This is a genomic window from Paenibacillus sp. J22FR5, from assembly GCF_059691975.1.
On sequence record NZ_JCAUAN010000021.1, the window covers coordinates 80598 to 99274 of the forward strand.

Genomic DNA, 18677 nt, shown 5'->3' on the forward strand with positions numbered 1-18677 from the left:
AACATCTTACCATTTTGGCCTCAATTAACAGGTACACGCTTAATGCTCTTCGTGGGTACGAACAACTACCTTCATTAGAAGCAGGCAGAAAGACTAGAACAAGTCCGGAAAGGGCTTCATAAGGAAAATCAATCGGTAATTTCGGCATACTTAACACATATAAGAGACTTGAACATATTTATTCAGCTAGAAAACACTTCACCTTTTCTAGCAAATTTGGCATGGTGCGATTATCTGAATAATTCCAACTACTCGACACCTAAGAAGCTTTTTTTGGTGAGCCTGTCATTAATGTCCTTACGATTTTGGGTGTATTCTGGATAGAGTGTCATTATGCCGACGTTATTTTTTTAATATAATTTATTATGTAAGCGTTTTAACAAAATTGCAAAAGGGGGATGAACAGACATGTATAGAAAGATCGTTCTGGTCTTTATTTGTTTTTCAATGATTTTTAGCTATGGAATATTGGTCAAGCCTCTTGAAACCCACGCGTCTGAGTCATGGGATGTGATCAATGACGATCTTAACAATTACGTGGCGGGATGGACTGGAACGGGGACGAGTGTCGGATCAATTACGCAAAATAACGGCTATGTTACCATCCTCGACCAAAGTGACAGATCATACTATTTGATCAAAAACAATTTTACTGCGCCTACAGGTGCTTTTACATTCGGAATAAGGGCGAAGGTGGGTACAGCCAATACGTTGAATGAATTTACTGTTCGAAGCGGGAGTTATCTTATCAGTCTTTATTTAACGTACGGAACCTCGGGATCCGCTCAGAACAAAGCGTCGAGCCCTAGCAAAACCTATACGCTGGATACGACGGTATATCATGATTACAGGGTTGTCGTTCATGCGAATTACACCTATGACTTATATGTGGATGGCATCCAAAGATGGACTGGGGCCGCTAATGGAACGGGAGGATCGTCGGTAATTAAAATCGGCGGAGATACTGCTTCGTTTGCAGATATCCAGCTTGATTATTTCCAAATGGGCAGAGGTGAGATCATACCTGTAAAAGCAGCCGAGATCACATCTATTTTGCCGGTAAGTGTAAGCGCTTCTCCGGGAGCCATTCCCCCTCTTCCTGGGTTCGTTACGGTTGTCTACGATGACTCAACGACGGCATTAGCAGCAGTTACATGGGATACCATTAATCCTCAGCAATACGCAGAAGAGGGCATCTTCGTCGTTGATGGCGTTGTATCGGGAACGGCACTACGAGCGAAGGCGAACGTCACGGTGGCTACGGATGAATATGACAGACTCCGAGAAAAGCTGAAGGTCATGTTGAACGGTGGAACAACCTTCGATACGAATGATGCAGAAATAGCGAATCAGATTGCATCTATCACCACGAATGCACAAGCCTCTTGGGCCACTATGGATAAAACAGCGAATAGAAGCTATCTATGGAGCGATCTGGGCACTGGTACGAAATCCGCGGAAATCACTTCAGGATACACACGTCTGGAGGATCTGGCCATCGCCTACTCGACGAAGGGGTCAACGCTATATGGCGATGCCGCACTTCTGACGGATATTATCAGCGCTCTGGATTGGATGTATGTGAAGCGGTACAACGAGAATGTTACTAATTCATACGATAACTGGTGGGATTGGAAAATTGGGGCACCCATTGCGCTTAACGAGACTGTCGTTCTGCTATATAACCAATTATCGCCAACGCAGATCAATAACTATATGAACGCAGTGGATCATTTTACGCCTACTGTTAACATGACTGCTGCCAATCGGGTATGGCAAAGCCAGGTCATTGCGGTTCGCGGAATCATCGTGAAGAATAGCGCTAAGATCGCCAATGCGCGGGATGGACTGAGCAATGTATTCACGTATGTTACTTCCGGAGATGGGTTTTACACGGATGGTTCGTTCATTCAGCACGAAATCATCGCCTATAGCGGAGGATATGGTGCGACCATGCTAGAAAGCATTTCCGACTTGCTCTATTTATTGGACGGCTCAACTTGGTCGATTACTGATCCGAAGGTTGATAATGTCTATCATTGGGTCTACGATACTTTTGAACCTATCATGTATAAAGGTCTTGCAATGGACATGACGAGAGGGCGGGAAATCTCGCGTTCATATGTAACCGATCATCTTGCGGGGCAACGGATTACGAAAGCGGTACTTCGATTATCCCAGATGGCCCCTAGTACTCACGCAGCGAATTTCAAGAGCATGGTGAAGCACTGGATAGAAGCGGATACATACGCGAACTTCTTCTTGAATTCCTCTATCGAACAGATCGTACTCGGTAAGGGAATAATCAATAATTCGGAGGTTATCGCTCGGAATAGTCCGAATGGCTTCTGGCAGTTTGCGAATATGGACGAGGCTGTTGTTCGTCGTCCAGATTACAGCATGGCTCTGAAAATGTTTTCCAGCCGCACCGCGAATTACGAATCCATAAATTCGGAGAATTTAAAGGGCTGGCATACGGGAGATGGTATGACCTACCTGTATAATAGCGACCTTGGCCAGTTTAGCGATGATTTCTGGCCGACGGTTAATCCATATCGATTACCTGGGACCACGGTGGATACGCTGGTAAGATCGAACGGGGGAGGAAATAAATTAGGTAAGGATTGGGTAGGAGGCACGGAAATCTTAGGGCAATTCGGCGCAACAGGGATGGAGTTGGACGACACTAACAGCACGCTTACGGCTAAGAAATCTTGGTTTATGTTCGACAATGAAATCGTTGCAATAGGCTCGGGAATTACGAGCACTGATAACAGAACGATCGAGACGATCATAGATAACCGTAAGATTAATAGCAGCGGAAATAATGTCTTTACCGTTGACGGTACAGCCCAGCCTATGGGGTTAGGATGGACGGACACACTGAATGCAGTGAACTGGGCACATTTGGCGGGGGATACAGCCGGCTCGGATATCGGGTATTATTTCCCTGAGGCAGCCAGTGTGCATGCTCTGAGAGAAGCAAGATCAGGGAAATATACGGCTATCGACGGAAGACCTGGAACGTTAGATACACTCATTACGAGCAATTATTTAACGTTTTGGTTTGATCATGGTGCCAATCCGAATAATGGAACCTATCAATATGTTACGCTTCCGAATCGCTCTGCTACGCAGACAGCCGATTATGCCAACAGTCCCGATGTGACGATTCTGGAAAATTCCCCCGATGTTCATGCGGTTAAGGAAAATACCCTGAACATTGTCGGAGTCAACTTCTGGAACGATATCACGCATACGGTGAAGGTAGATGGAAGAGATTGGATTACTAGCAACAAGAAGGCTTCGGTAATGACCCATGAGACATCTAGCAACCTGGATGTGTCCGTATCAGATCCGACGCATAGCAATTCCGGCTCCATTACGATAGAGATCAATGAGGCGGCGACTGGTGTTATTGCAGCTGATTCCGACATAACCATTACGCAACTGAGTCCAACGATAAAATTTTCGGTGAATACGGCTGGCGCAAGAGGAGCGACAATCCACGCTAACTTCAATCTGGCGCATACGATGGCTTTGCCAGATGCCCCGACATTAACCAATGTTGAAACGGGTAATCACTCGGTAAAAGTGAACTGGAACAGCGTAAGCTCGGCAACGGGCTATTATGTAAAATACGGAACAGCAAATGGCATATATACGAAGAAAATACCTTTGGGTGTGACGAACAGCTTTACGATTTCCGGTTTAACCGAAGGAACGCAGTATTTCTTTGCCGTCTCGGCCTATAATCAGAATGGCGAAGGTATCAATTCGAATGAAATAGGCGCTTCTCCGTTTGTAGCGAATTGGAATTTGATTGACGATGAATTAAGCAATTATGTTAATGGCTGGTTCACTCAGGGTACAGGAATAGGCTCTGTAACGCAGAAGAATGGCTATATAACGGTTCTCGATCAAGATGATAGATCCTATTATTTAATTAAAAGCAATTTTACAGCACCAACAGGAGCGTTTACATTCCAGGCAAGGGCTAAGGTAGGTGCTGCCAATACGCTAAGCGAATTCACAATCCGGAGTGAAAAATATCTGATAAGTTTGTACTTAACCTATGGTACAACTGGAACTGTGCAGAACACCGCCTCTAATCCGAGTAAAGTCTATACGTTGAATACGACTGTTTATCATGACTATACGATCGTCGTTCATTCGGATTACACTTATGATTTATATGTAGATGGTCAACAAGTTTGGACCAGTGCCCACAATCTTGGAACGGGAACGTCTCTTATTAAAATCGGCGGTGATACCGCGTCACTTGCTAACCTTGATATTGATCGCATAAAAATGGGCAATGGGGAAATAGCGCCGCCGCCTCCTTTGATTACATCGATAGCGGCAGTGAACGTCGACACGGTCCAAGGCATAGCGCCAAGCTTGCCATCAACGGTTACGGCTAGGTATGACGATGAGTCTACGGCGACGTTCCAAGTGATCTGGGACACAATAGATTCATCTGCGTATGCACAAGAAGGCACCTTTGCCGTGAATGGGATGGTGTTAGGGTCGGATCTGCAAGCAACAGCGCAAATAACGGTATCCGCGGCACCTGTGACCATCGTGGGTATTGATCCGGTGTTTGTAACGACGATTGCCGGAACTGCACCTCAATTGCCGACAAGCGTCAATGCGAAATATAGCGATAATACTTCGGCAGCCAAATCAGTTGTTTGGGATAGCATCGCTTCAACGCAATATGCACAGGAAGGCACCTTTGTCGTAAATGGAATGGTGGCAGGAACGGGACTGCAAGCAACAGCGCAGATAACGGTATCCGCGGCACCTGTGACCATCGTAGGTTTTGATCCAGTGTTTGTAACGACAATTGCTGGAACTGCACCTCAATTGCCGACAAGCGTCAATGCGAAATATAGCAATAACACTTCGGCAGCCAAAGAAGTTGTTTGGGATAGCATCGCTTCAACGCAATATGCACAGGAAGGCACCTTTGCCGTAAATGGAACGGTGGCAGGGACGGATCTGCAAGCAACAGCGCAGATAACGATATCCGCGGCACCTGTGACCATCGTTGGTTTTGATCCAGTGTTTGTAACGACAATTGCTGGAACTGCACCTCTATTGCCGACAAGCGTCAATGCGAAATATAGCGATAATACTTCGGCAGCCAAACTAGTTGTTTGGGATAGCATCGCTTCAACGCAATATGCACAGGAAGGCACCTTTGTCGTAAATGGAATGGTGGCAGGAACGGGACTGCAAGCAACAGCGCAAATAACGGTATCCGCTACACCTGTGACCATCGTTGGTACAGTACCACCTGTAACAGATCAAAAAGATACAGTAACTGTTCCAGCGGATCAGCTTTCAGAAGGTAAGGATGGGAAGATAACTGTAGAGGTAGCGTCGGATGCAAGAGAAGTGAAATTGCCAGCCAATGCTGCGGATTTGTTGGGTCAGAACAAGCTTGAGATTAAGTCAGATAACCTTTCTGTGGATATTCCTACTGAATTGCTAAGCAAACTGACGGGTTCGTTATCAGCTGAAGAACTGAAAGGCAGCCAAGTTTCCTTGAAATTTGATGCATTAACAGATTCAGAAGCATCAAGCATCGTAACAAAAGGTGAAACGGCATCGAATTCTCAAATTAAGCTAACTGGTCAAGTTTACGAATTTAAATTGTCTGTAACGGATGTAAATGGCAATACAATTGCCACTTTGTCGAAATTCGATCAACCTATGACGATTCATTTCAGTGTTGATGCTAGTGTTGATTCGAATAAAGTTGGTGTGTATTACATCTCTGACGATGGCAAGCTAGAATATATTGATGCCAAATTCGAGAACGGTGAGTTTGTAGCTCAAATCAGCCATTTCAGTAAATATGCTGTTTTGGAAGTGACCAAATCGTATAGCGATGTTCCAAGTTCACACTGGGCATCTACGGTGATCAAGAATTTAGTTGCTAAACAAATTGTTAGTGGAGCTAGCGATACAACGTTTAATCCTGAAGGCAATGTAACTCGTGCCGAGTTTACTAAACTTCTTGTACAAGCGTTGAAGCTAACAGCTACCGTTGAAATTTCATTCACGGATGTAGATTCCAATGATTGGTACGCTAATTATATTTCAATCGCTGTTAAAGCAGGCATAGTAACTGGAAAGAGCGAAACATTCTTCGCTCCGAATGCACAAATTACTCGTGAAGAAATGGTTACCATGATGATGCGTGCTTATGCAATCTTGAACACTGCTCCACAAACAGGAACATCTGCCCAATTCTCAGATGCAAGTGAAGTGTCCTCTTGGGCAACAGAATATGTCAATGCCGCTGCCAAGCTTCAATTGATTCAAGGCCGCGCAGAAGGTAGATTCGCTCCAAAAGGTGTGTCGACTCGCGCCGAAGCAGCGCAAGTTATCTACAACATGTTGAAAAAGTAAAACTGATCAACAAATTGTAACGACAATTGCTGGAACTGCACCTCAATTGCCGACAAGCGTAAATGCGAAATTTAGCGATTACACTTCGGCAGACAAATCAGTTGTATCGACTACAAGCTTAGTCCGGGTGAAGATCCCGAGGTCGCAAAGTCGGGTTTCATGGCTTGCGGAGAGTGTTTCGATTTCAGTATGGAGCTCTTGGGCATTGGATGTGCAGCACGGCAGCTCATGGAATACGAAAGCAGATAATAATGTAATTCCAGCCAATATTTCGTTTTGAGCTAACGAGAATCTATAGTTGAGGATCTGCTTTGCGGCAGATCCTTTTTTGTTTTTGGGCAGATTAGATTCATCATTTTATATATTCAAACAATATTTCTTAGTATCGTTCCGCAGACACTGCTGCATAGAAACTTCTTTGCCGGGATATATTGGATCAATTTTAGTATGGCAAGGGACGATGCATCAAACTTTACACTGCGTTTCATACATTTGGTTTGTTATATTCATTTCTTGCATCAAAACCATATTATTATTGCTATATGCATTCAAATACTTTAGGATAGGCATTAAAAATCTTAAAATAAGTGGTGACAACCTTGTATAAAGTGCTGATTGTTGAAGATGAGTTGGAAATTCGCAGAGGCATGTTGAATCATTCGATCTGGAATGAATTAGGGATTGAGTTTGTTTTCGATGCTGATGACGGTCTATCTGGTATGGAAATTATTAAACAAGAGCCGGATATTCGTTTAGTGATCACAGATATTAAAATGAAGCGTATGTCTGGCATGGAATTTATTCAAAAGCTGCACGGGGAATTGTCATTCACAGGGAAAGTGATTATTATTAGCGGCTATGATGATTTTCAGTTCGCTCGTAAAGCTATGAACTATGGTGTAATCGACTATTTGCTTAAGCCTGTCAATATGACTGAATTGAAACAGGTTATTATAAAAACGATATCTGTGTTAGAGAGAGAAGAGCAGCAGCAATATAATCTCAGTATGATTGAGGATGTTATCCCTAAATTAAGAGAAACCTTACTGCAAGGAATGATAGAGCATCCATTGAGCTCGGTTCTAGAACCACAATTGTTACATCAATTGCAGCAGTGCAATCTTAATTGGTTGTGCCACACTAATCTGTTAATGATGGTGCTCGAAGCAGATAACTTAAAGTCTTATTCACAGCAGGGGAAAGCAGGGAGTGAGAAGAATCGGATCCTGTTTGCTATTGGTAATGTTTTGGAGCATTCATTGAAAGAACATAGTAAAAGTGCAGGGAGTTATGTTTTTTTTCGTTCAACTCTCGAAGATAAATGGATTGTAATTTTGGGGGTAAATCAACCCCAGGCTATTACATTTTTTCAATGGTTAAATGATTTTAAAGCCTTGCTGCATGCTCGTATGAAAATGTATGTTAAGGTGAGTGCGAGTATCGTTATTACCTCAGAGGGTTCTTTGGAATCGTTACATGCTTTATATGAGGAAGCACTTTTGAGATTAACGCATATCAAGATTTACGGAAACCCAGAACCTTCAGACGAATTTGAACTGGAGGGGATGCAACAACCCAGAGAAATTGATCTTCTGATGGAAGCTAAAGCTTTGGTTGATTTATTGAAGCATGGAGAAGAACAAGATGTTCAAGAAGCTATAGCCTATTTTCCAGTAATGATTAGGGAATGGGGGGTCACTCAGCTTAGAGATTTACATCATCGTGTGTTTGAGTGGTTGCTTGAAATTTTTGACGAAGCGAGAAAGGCGGGGTGGAAGCAAGAGGAGTGGAAGAAAAATCCTCTCGTAATCTGGGAGAAAATTGAGTCTTTCGATACCATGGAGGCACTACAACCGCAAGTATTAAGCTATCTAATACAAGTGAATTCAGAACTGCATGGTAATGCCCATAATCAAATTCTCCAAAAAGCAGAAGGTTATATACAAGCGCATTTTACAGAACAAATCACGATTCAAGCGGTCGCTGAGTACGTATTTATCACGCCAGAATGGTTAAGCACGTTATTTAAAAAACATTATGGAACTACATTGTTGGAGCATGTGACCCATATGAGAATAGAAAAGGCAAAGTTATTACTCCAAGATATAAGCTTAAAAATATATCAAATCAGTAACGAAGTTGGTTATAAGGATACGGTATATTTTTCGAAATTATTTAAAAAGAGATGCGGCTATACACCCAAAGAATATCGCAACCTGAAAGGGATTCAAATTGATGACTGAGCGATCACTAGGCCACCAACTGTCTATGCGCTATAGGTTCATGTTTGTTTTTTTTATTCTCATTGTGCTTCCTTTTGGATTGGTAGGGTATATAGCGCTTTACAAATCAGAACAGACAATTCAAATTGCCAATCGTGTTGCTGTTGTTCAAACGGGAAAAAGCTTGGATCATTTTTTTCGTTATGTGCTCAATGAACAAGATAAACTGATGGCTTCTGATGAATTACAAGCCTTGTTCAGTGTCCCACAGAATAATTTGGATGATATTTCCTATGCGGATAAGTTATTATCCTATACAGATACGGTTAATTATTCAAATAAACTATTTAAAATACGGTTGCTGCCCTTAGAACCAGCAAAACATATAACATATATGAGATCGATCTACGGTCTGACGAATATTGAAAATGAGTCGTGGTTTAAGGAAATCGTTCAGCAAGGCCGCCCCTTCTGGAAGGTTTTCGTTCCTGCCGATCAACCAAGCTTGTTCATCCAGCCTACATTCAGCAGTGTCAAAAGACTTCACAGTCTAAGGAACTTTAACCCTATCGGCGTAGTTAGTATGGACATTCGACCGTCTGTCCTTGCAGATTTTATATACCCAATCAAGCAGTTTCAGAATCAAAAAATCATGCTGCTGAGCAAGGATAATCAGATTATCTACAGCACGGATGGAAAATATGATAATCAGGACCTTGATCAGGACTTGAAGAATGCGCTTCTTGATTCTCTCAATTCAAAGACAATGCAATATAATGGGAAAGAATCGTTAGTTAATATGTCCGAATTATTCGATAATGAACTAAAACTTGTTAGCATTACACCTACGAGGGATTTGAATAATCCGGTTTCAATCTTAAATAAATTAACCTTATCTTTTCTTATTTTTTATTTCGTTCTTGCAATTTTACTCGTTGGCTATCTTACGGTTAAATATACAACTCCGATATCAACGCTTGTTCGTCAAATGAAAACGATCGCAAGAAATAACTTCAATGAAACAACCATAGCAAGCTCGAAGTTCGCCGCAAGGAATGATGAGGTTGGATGGTTATATCGTGGTATGCATAATATGATTAGCGAGATTCACAAATTGATTCAGGAAACGAAGGATTCGGAAAAACGTAAAAAACAGCTGGAGTTTAAGGTGTTAGCTTATCAGATTAATCCTCATTTTCTTTACAATACCTTGGATACAATACGTTGGAAGGCCGAAGCGCATCATATCGCTGAGATTAGTGAGATCGTTACTTCATTAAGCACACTATTCCGCCTCAGTTTGAACCGTGGCAAAGAGTTTACACAGGTAAATAGAGAATTAGAGCTCTTGAACTCCTATATTCAAATAGAGAAGGCAAGGCATACGAGTCCCATACGAGTCACATTTATGATTGAAGATGAAATTCTTGCGCTTCCAATCATGCGCCTCATTCTCCAACCTTTAGTTGAAAATGCTATTCGTCATGGGATTGCCAACAAAGGAGATGCCGGAATCATCATTATTCAAGGAACAAAAAATGAGGATAGTATTTGCTTTAGGATCACAGACAATGGGCCTGGCATTACCGACGATGTCAAAAAAACGTTGTTTGATCCATTATCAGAAATGAAAAGAGACAATGAAGGCGGAGTAGGACTGATTAATGTTCATGAGCGTTTAAGGCTATATTTTGGCGAGCCTTATGGGTTGGAGGTGCAAAGCGAGTTGAATCGAGGCACGACGATTGTGCTGTTACATCCAATTTTACCTGAAAATACTACGGAGCTAGAGTAGTAAGCTAATATGCAGAAAAGAGATGACTCAAGAGATGACTCTAATAACAGAGTCATCTCTTTTTTATTCACATTAGATTTGTATCAGAAAAGCTTAGATCTGTCTCATATGAAAGAGAGAACATGGATGGTATCCTATTTTACAGGAGGGAAGACACTATGAACGAGAACGAATTTAGTATACCCCGCAAACAGAAGCGCAAGGACTCATTTAAACTATTTAAGTCCCAACTATCTTTGCAAATGATGGTTCTGCCAAGCATGGTTTTTCTGCTCGTATTTGCTTATATCCCTATTACTGGAAATATAATTGCCTTTCAGAATTTCAGTATTACCTCTGGATTCTTGGGAAGTCCGTTCGTTGGTCTTAAAAATTTCACCGAGATGTTCTCAGATCCTACCTTCTACACAGCAATGAAAAATACAGTTATTCTAAGTTCCCTATATTTGGTTGTAGTTTTCCCTGCTCCTTTGTTATTTGCTTTAGTTATGAATGAAATTCCATTTTTGCGGTTGAAAAAAATTGTGCAAACGACAAGTTATTTGCCTTATTTCATATCGTTCGCCATGGTAGCTTCGATGTGGATTTTTCTTCTAGATGACAAAGGGATTGTCAATCAATCGCTACTGTTACTTCATCTTGTACAGCATCCGATTCAATTCTGGACGGAGCCGGGATTGTATAGACCTTTATCACTACTAGTAAGTATGTGGAAAGAAGTTGGTTGGGGAGCAATCATTTATTTAGCTGCAATATCGGGAATCAATCCCGAATTATATGAGGCTGCTACAATGGACGGGGCAAATCGGATCAAGAAGATTACACATATCACATTACCGAACCTTATTCCATTATTTGCAATCCTCTTTATTTTGAAAATTGGCACCTTGTTTAACGGTAATCTGGATCAATCGATTTTACTTGGCAATTCATTTAATAAAGAAACTTCTTATGTAATTGAGTATTACTCTTTGCAAATGGGCTTGGAGTTAACGCGATATTCGTATGCGACAGCAGTAAGTTCCTTTCAAGCTGTGGCGTCTTTGATTCTCGTATTAATTGCCAATTGGTTCTCCGGTAAAGTGTCCGGCAATCGTTTGTTTTAATTTAACTGTACGGGAGTGACTGCAATGCGATCACAAATTAAGCTAACCACAGAAGACAAGGTCGTAAATAGTGCTGTAATTGTCATTTCCATAATCGTGCTTTTTGCAGCCTTTTATCCGATTTATTATCTATTGATTTACTCGTTAAATGATCCAGTGGATGCGGCAAGCGGTAATCTATACTTATATCCGCGACAATTTACCTTTGCTAATTATGGCGTTGTTTTTAAAGACCCGCAGCTCTTGCATTCGTTTCTTATTACAATTGCACGAACCTTAATTGGTACTATTACTGGCGTGTTGTTTACAGCTATTGCGGCCTATGCACTTTCCAAAGAGCGTTTAATGTTTAGGAAGTTTTATTCACTTTTTGGCCTAATTACAATGTATATAAGCGGTGGGTTAATACCTACCTATCTGTTATTGCGAAATCTACATTTGTTGAATTCATTCTGGGTATACATTATACCGTCTTTGTTCAATATTTATAATGCGCTTCTGCTAATGGCGTTCTTTCGAGAGATGCCTGCGGAGCTTGAGGAATCTGCCAAGGTGGATGGTGGAGGCGATTTCTATATTTTCTTACGGATCATTCTTCCATTATCTAAGCCGGTGCTTGCAACAGTGTCTTTGTTCGTCGCAGTGAATCATTGGAACGATTGGTTTAGCTCAGCTTACTTTGTTTCGAACCAGCAGTTATGGACATTGCCAACAATTATTGTACGCATGCTATCGGATACCACGATTGTTGATAAAATGCAAAACCTGCCGCCTAACATGAGAGTTGACCCTCTATCGACGCTGCTGGCGATTAAATATGCAACGTTGATTGTAACTGTGATACCGATTACGATCGTTTATCCCTTTATCCAGAAATACTTCGTGCAGGGCATGATGGTTGGAGCCATCAAAGCCTAAAGTGACAGCTTGAACATTGTGTCAGAGGCTCATATTAGCCTATTGATATATAAAATAAGGGGAGGAAGTTTACAATGAAGAACTCATTTAAAAGCTTATCCGTATTACTGATTGCATGTTCTATGATGACCATGTTTGCAGGTTGTGCAAAGAAAGAGGATACTGTGGTACCAAAAACGTCCACAGTGCCTGAAGCAAGCGCAAAAGCTGGTAATTCCCCTTTAACACAGAGCCTATACTCAGACCGTGCTTGGTATAGTGATTGGACTGGTGCTGGAGCCAAACGGATTACGGCTAAGACGGGAGTAAGCTTCAATGTTAAGAAGCCTGTGCAAGATGATAGCGATGGTAAAGATATTTCATTGATGATAGCGAGCAATAGCTTGCCTGATGTTATGGTGGTCGATACGGGGAATAAAATGCTTCAGAAATTAATTGATGGTAATTACTTGTATTCCATGGATGAGTTGATTGATAAGTATGCACCAAACCTGCGTACCACCTTGAATGAGCAGTATGGACCCGAGCTATTGACCAATTTCAAGGAAAAAGACGGTAAAACTTATAAACTGGTATCCGGATATCAGACGCAAAAATATTTAGAAGAAGCAAAGAAAAATGCTGGATTGGCGCCTGTTTGGTTGCCGCAACTTGTAGTACGTAAAGATTACTACGATGAAATTGGACGTCCGGATACATCGAGTCCTGAGAAATTTCTAACTGCACTTAAGGAAATGGCTAAGAAACATCCTGACAAGATCCCTTATCTCGGCGATAAAGGGCAGCATTCAGATGATTTGAATTGGTTCTTACCTCAATTCGGTATCACACCTTATTATGTAAGCGGCAATGAAGTTAAGAATACAATTCATGATCCAGCTTGGAAAGAAATGATTAAGTTCGGCTTTACTATGGCTAGCAATGGATTATTAACGAAGGAATCCTTTGTTAACACTGGTGATGTTACAGCGCAAAAAGTGGCTGCTGGTGATTCCATTGTCTCAGCTTTGAATTCAGCCGCTGAGAATTCCGCACCGCCTAAAGACAATCCGAAAACCAAGTTTGAAATGCTTCAGCCGTTCAGCAGCTACATCTCTCCATCTATTCCAAAAGGTTGGATGGCGTTGGTAATCCCAAAAAGTAATAAAAATCCAGAGCGCACGATGAAATTATTGGAATATGCGGCTTCTAAAGAAGGACAGGTTGATTTCTCCTTTGGTGTAGAAGGAACAAGCGCAGATGATTTCAAGGATATTGCAAATGGTCCGCATTTCTTCTATAACAAATCCGTACCTAATGATTATTATCCGCAAGGCAAGCCAACCTTTACAAAGAGCTTTAATGACGCCTTGAACAAAGACTGGAACGGTACATGGAATCAAGTTGGATTCGGTGAGCATATTGTTTTGATTTCGAACTGGGCTATATCCAACACGGTACAGTGGAGTCCACAGGATCCGAAAAAAGTGGCTTACGATAAATTGATGTCCCCCAAAATGAAATATTATCCCGAATTTAATTTTAGTATTGACAGCGCAAGCGATTTAGGGGTAATTGATGCTAAAATTAAGACTTTAAAACAAACCTATTTAACTAAGTTGATCTTTGCTCAATCTACAGGAGAATTTGATTCCTTATTCGCTGAATTTGAGAAGAAAGCTGATGATCTTGGCATTGCCAAGTTAGAAGCCGAGTATACCAAACAATATGGGGAATTAAAGGCTAAACTAGGCAGTAAATAAATTAAATATGTGAGAGAGGAAGCAGGATACACAAACGGTTTCCTCTCTTTTCTTTTTCTGACAGCATGAAGATTAAACATTTGGAGGTAAAGGGTATGTTTACATTAGAGAATGAGCATTTGACTATGCATTTGTATGGATGGCCTGGGGTTAAGGCATATAAACATAAGTTAACTGGAGTCGTGATGCAGGGCAGCAGCGCAGAAGGTAAACTAGCTGTAAATGGGAAAGTGACGCATTGGGAAGAATGGGATGTGCATGCGATGCACATGGCTGATCTGCTAACGGTTTCCTACAGCTTGCATTTAAAAGAATCGGATCTCAAATTAGCTATCGAATATCGATTGGAAAATAATGAGCTTGTTATGAAATGGCGTGTTGTGGAGGATACGTCTTTTTGTTTGGAGCGATTGGATTGGATTGACCAACCTTTGCTTACTTGTGATCAAGATGCATTTACTTTTGCTCGCTCAGAGATTCAACAAAAAAGCTGGAAATTGATTCCTGGCGGCGGAAGAGGGTTATATGACAGAAAGCAATTGAAAGCGAGTATTCAAGACGCCATTGCGGATGGACACGCTGTGCCTACTATGCATACTTGTGTGTTCAATGATGATGTATGCTGCTTTGTTTACAGCAATTATCCGGTCATTCCGCTGCTTAGTGAGGTGTCGGGACAGGGTGCTCATTCAAATAGATCGGTTCGTTACACAATTAGCCTAAATACTTACCAGTATCGGGTGCGTAATCAGACAATGGAGCCATTAGAGATAAAGGTAGTGTTATTAACAGATATTAATGGAGATGGTAAAGCGGACGAATGTGACTATCAGCTATGGCTGAACAGACATTATCCAGATGCCAATCCCATTTATAAAGAGGCTATCTGGTATAAGATTTTTTGTGCGGAAAAGAAGAAGGGTGTATTGACAACATTTCAGGAGACGCTTGATATTATACGTCAGATTCATAATATAACAAATGGGATTCCACAAATTGTGTATTTGGTTGGTTGGCAGTTTGAGGGGCATGATACTGGCTATCCTTCACTAAATTGTATCAATACCAAGCTTGCTGTGAATCCGGATAGAGCCCGTGAAGAATTGTTAGAGCTTATTCGAATAGCTAAGGATGACTATTGTTGTACAATTAGTTACCATATCAACGTGGACGATGCCTATGTCGATTCTTCGGATTGGAATCCAGCTATCCTAAGCCGTGATCCCGACGGAGCAGCTCGTGTTTGGATCGATCAGAAGGATCCTGATATGGATGGTAGCGTTGATCATCGCGTATTCCATATTAATCATACCAAGGATGTCGAGAGTGGACATGTATTTAAGCGTTTGGATGCGTTTTTAGATCTTATTCCTGTGGAGCATACAGTTCATTTGGACGCATTTAGAAATACAAACGCAAGCTGGGACGGGAGCGAATATATCGGTCCTTTGGAAGAACTGATATGCGGGATGAAGCCAATCCTTACGTATTTTAAAGAAAGAGGGATTGATGTATCTACAGAAGGACAGAATGGAATGCCTATTGAGGATAGCGGGATTTTCAGCGCATACTGGCATTTTTCTCCGTCGCTGCAGTACCATGGGAAAATTGTCGGTGGAGGCAGTTTCGATATGAACGCAACGACATGGGGCAAAGGCGCATCCATCGATGCCGACATCCTATACCGCGGCGAACCGACGAAATTGGATGGAAATGAGTTCCAGTCTAACGATTTCGAAATGAGTTGGACCCGGATCGTCGATTTGATTTATCTCGGTTCAATTCTCTATCAGTTCTATTTACAGCGCGAAATGGTAGAACTGCGTGAGGACGAGAACAACGTGTTTATCCGCTATGCAGACGGCGTGAATGTGCGGATTGACAAAATTGCGAATCGGCTGATGGTCCATTGGGGGGAAATTATCATTGCGGATGACGACAACAGGTGTATTCCGCTTGACGACCGTATCTACCTATACAGCCGAAACGGGGTGGATAGGGACTGGCGACTGCCTGAGGATTGGATGAATGCCGATATTGCCGCATTTCGGTTAACGAAGGACGGCGGGCGTGAAGCAGCCGAATATGTACGTGATGAAAGCTCAATCCATCTGAGACTAGACCCGCATATTCCTGTTATTCTTGAGAAAATTGCACAGGGATCAGCGCTGACGTGAAGAATAAAATTACTAATCGATTTGAATCGATCAAAGGAATGTTCATCTTTTTAAGAGAAGCGTTTCCTTGTATATACGCAAAGGATGATCCCATCGATGCTTACATCTGAAGATATGTCAGGCCTTGAGCCAACTGTCATTCATCTCTCCGATTTTGGAGGAATTCCGGATTCGAGAAAAGATACGGTAATCTCTATGCAGCAAGCACTTGAGGCCGCGTTACATATTAATGGCCCTGTTGTAGTGAATTGCTTGAAGGGAAGGTATGACTTCTACGTTGAACATGCAGCCAGATTACCCTATTATATCTCCAACACAACCAGTGAGGAAGAAAATCCGGATGTCACGAAAACGATCGGCATTCTTATCAAAGGGTTAACGAATGTCACACTCGAGGGCAACGGCTCCTTATTCGTCTTTCATAGCAAGCTAACGACGTTCGCACTAGAGGAGTGCGAGAATATCACGATCCAAAACCTTAATATGGACTATGAACTACCGACCGTTGTAGAAATGAAGGTAGAGGCAGCAGGAAAAGGTTATCTAGATGTCAGAGTTCACCATGATAGCCGCTATAACATTCAAAATGGCAAGCTTTTTTGGGTAGGTGATGACTGGAGCTTTAGCAGTGGTCCTATGCAGGCTTACGATCACACGGCCAATAGGACATGGCGGATCGATAATCTATTAGATCTGGCATTGTATGTTGAAGAACTCGAACCTGGACAATTGCGTTTCCATTATGAAGATGATTGCATACCCTTCATTGCACCCGGTTACATTCTACAAACACGCGACGGCATACGAGATCAGGTTGGTGCATTCGTTCTCAGGAGCAGGAATATCGTCTGGCGAAATGTGGGCATGCACTTTATGCATGGACTAGGGATCGTTTGCCAGTTCAGTGAGAACCTATTGTTCGATAGCATGAACGTGGCACCGCGTCCGGAGACTGGACGCACGGTCGCTGCTTTTGCAGACTGCGTTCATTTTTCTAGCTGCCGTGGGACGATAAGGATTGCAAACAGCAGGTTCGTTGGGGCTCACGACGATGTAATCAATGTGCATGGTACACATCTGCGTGTGATAGAGAAAACCGCTCACAATCAGGTGCGTCTTAGATTTATGCATGCGCAGAGTTATGGCTATGATGCGTTCTTCCCCGGAGATGAGATCGAATTCGTGCGTGCTGATTCACTTAGAGCTTATTCCAGCGCTACGGTTGCTTCTGCTAAGCTCGTTAACCCTCGTGAGATTCTAGTGACACTAGAAGGACAAGCACCTGAAGGAATTTTGAATGACGATGTGATTGAAAATGTGACATGGACGCCGGAAGTTGAGATTGTAAACAACTATATGGCCCAAATTCCTACTCGCGGTGTATTGGTGACAACACGTAAAAAGGTATTGATCGCAGACAATATATTCGATCGTATGACAATGAGCGCTATTCTAGTCGCCGACGATGCTGAGAATTGGTATGAGTCCGGTAGAGTGGAGCATTTGATAATTCGCAACAATGTCTTCGTCGAATGCGGAGAACCCGGACATCCAGTAATCTCCATCAGCCCGGAGAATACGGAAGTACGGTCTGACCAACCTGTTCATCAGAATATTGTTATTGAGCGCAATCGGTTTGAAATGAAGGACGTGGTAGTGATGGACGCCAAGAGTACACGATACTTGACTTTTGCTGATAATACGATCACGAGTTCAGTCAAGTTCTCGCAATCCCCAATGATAACCGATGTGATTAGCCTGACTGCCTGCAGCGAAGTTATAATCAAGGACAACTTTTTTGACGACGACGGCTTGAACCGGACCATCCGATTACAACAGATGGCACCCGATGCCGTATCGGTCCAACCGGCAGAGCAGTTCATGGTGATTAGAAGATAGGTATTCCAGAGGCTTGTTCCAAAAACGCTGCTTGTTAAGTGACCTTCTATTCATCTGACGATGATTAGAAGGTCACTTAACCGTTAGGGATTGAACAGAGGCATTTAACTTTTAATTTGGGTGAAGGAGTGGATTTGAAATGGAACTTAGATACACGGCTGCTGCCAAAGAATGGACAGAAGCATTGCCCATCGGTAATGGACGGCTTGGCGCCATGATCTTCGGTGGCATGGAAAAGGAGCTTCTCCAATTAAATGAAGATACGTTATGGTCTGGTCCTCCAAAGGACTGGAACAATCCGCGGGCTAAGGATGGAAATATCGTGGTATGGGATGCCGATGTTCCCATTCATACAGAAGCTTTTGACAATGGGATGATCTGCTTTCCAACAGTGA

9 protein-coding genes and 1 pseudogene are annotated in these 18677 nt (G+C 42.3%); all 10 read left to right on the forward strand.

The window, feature by feature from the left end:
• Positions 1–408: 408 nt before the first annotated feature.
• Positions 409–6423: a polysaccharide lyase family 8 super-sandwich domain-containing protein gene (locus AC58P7_RS23035; protein ID WP_497347030.1), complete on the forward strand. Its 6015-nt coding sequence runs from the start codon at positions 409–411 to the stop codon at positions 6421–6423.
• 25 nt (positions 6424–6448) lie between these two features.
• The gene (locus tag AC58P7_RS23040; RefSeq protein WP_497347101.1) at positions 6449–6703 is read left to right on the forward strand and encodes a hypothetical protein; all 255 of its coding nucleotides are present in this window, start codon (positions 6449–6451) and stop codon (positions 6701–6703) included.
• 328 nt (positions 6704–7031) lie between these two features.
• The gene (locus AC58P7_RS23045; protein WP_497347103.1) at positions 7032–8666 is read left to right on the forward strand and encodes a response regulator; all 1635 of its coding nucleotides are present in this window, start codon (positions 7032–7034) and stop codon (positions 8664–8666) included.
• Positions 8659–10440, forward strand: coding sequence for a sensor histidine kinase (locus AC58P7_RS23050; RefSeq protein ID WP_497347032.1), 1782 nt, complete (start codon positions 8659–8661; stop codon positions 10438–10440). Before AC58P7_RS23045 ends, AC58P7_RS23050 begins: the two co-directional genes overlap by 8 nt.
• Before the next feature lie 158 nt (positions 10441–10598).
• Positions 10599–11546 (forward strand): ABC transporter permease, encoded by a 948-nt coding sequence (locus AC58P7_RS23055; protein WP_497347034.1) that lies wholly within the window; start codon positions 10599–10601, stop codon positions 11544–11546.
• Between the two features lie 24 nt (positions 11547–11570).
• Positions 11571–12464, forward strand: coding sequence for a carbohydrate ABC transporter permease (locus tag AC58P7_RS23060; protein WP_497347036.1), 894 nt, complete (start codon positions 11571–11573; stop codon positions 12462–12464).
• Between the two features lie 74 nt (positions 12465–12538).
• Positions 12539–14206 (forward strand): extracellular solute-binding protein, encoded by a 1668-nt coding sequence (locus AC58P7_RS23065; protein WP_497347038.1) that lies wholly within the window; start codon positions 12539–12541, stop codon positions 14204–14206.
• A 95-nt stretch (positions 14207–14301) separates the two neighbouring features.
• Positions 14302–16383, forward strand: coding sequence for an endo-alpha-N-acetylgalactosaminidase family protein (locus tag AC58P7_RS23070; RefSeq protein WP_497347040.1), 2082 nt, complete (start codon positions 14302–14304; stop codon positions 16381–16383).
• 96 nt (positions 16384–16479) lie between these two features.
• Positions 16480–18282: an alpha-1,3-galactosidase-related protein gene (locus AC58P7_RS23075; protein ID WP_497347042.1), complete on the forward strand. Its 1803-nt coding sequence runs from the start codon at positions 16480–16482 to the stop codon at positions 18280–18282.
• A 139-nt stretch (positions 18283–18421) separates the two neighbouring features.
• Positions 18422–18595: pseudogene (locus AC58P7_RS23080) on the forward strand (glycoside hydrolase N-terminal domain-containing protein); the annotation flags it as partial.
• Positions 18596–18677 lie beyond the last annotated feature (82 nt).

Excerpts from the sequence above, each read along its gene's own strand:
- AC58P7_RS23035 (WP_497347030.1), top strand. The coding sequence starts at position 409 with ATGTATAGAAAGATCGTTCTGGTCTTTATTTGTTTTTCAATGATTTTT.
- AC58P7_RS23050 (WP_497347032.1), top strand. The coding sequence starts at position 8,659 with ATGACTGAGCGATCACTAGGCCACCAACTGTCTATGCGCTATAGGTTC.
- AC58P7_RS23055 (WP_497347034.1), top strand. The coding sequence starts at position 10,599 with ATGAACGAGAACGAATTTAGTATACCCCGCAAACAGAAGCGCAAGGAC.
- AC58P7_RS23060 (WP_497347036.1), top strand. The coding sequence starts at position 11,571 with ATGCGATCACAAATTAAGCTAACCACAGAAGACAAGGTCGTAAATAGT.
- AC58P7_RS23065 (WP_497347038.1), top strand. The coding sequence starts at position 12,539 with ATGAAGAACTCATTTAAAAGCTTATCCGTATTACTGATTGCATGTTCT.
- AC58P7_RS23070 (WP_497347040.1), top strand. The coding sequence starts at position 14,302 with ATGTTTACATTAGAGAATGAGCATTTGACTATGCATTTGTATGGATGG.
- AC58P7_RS23075 (WP_497347042.1), top strand. The coding sequence starts at position 16,480 with ATGCTTACATCTGAAGATATGTCAGGCCTTGAGCCAACTGTCATTCAT.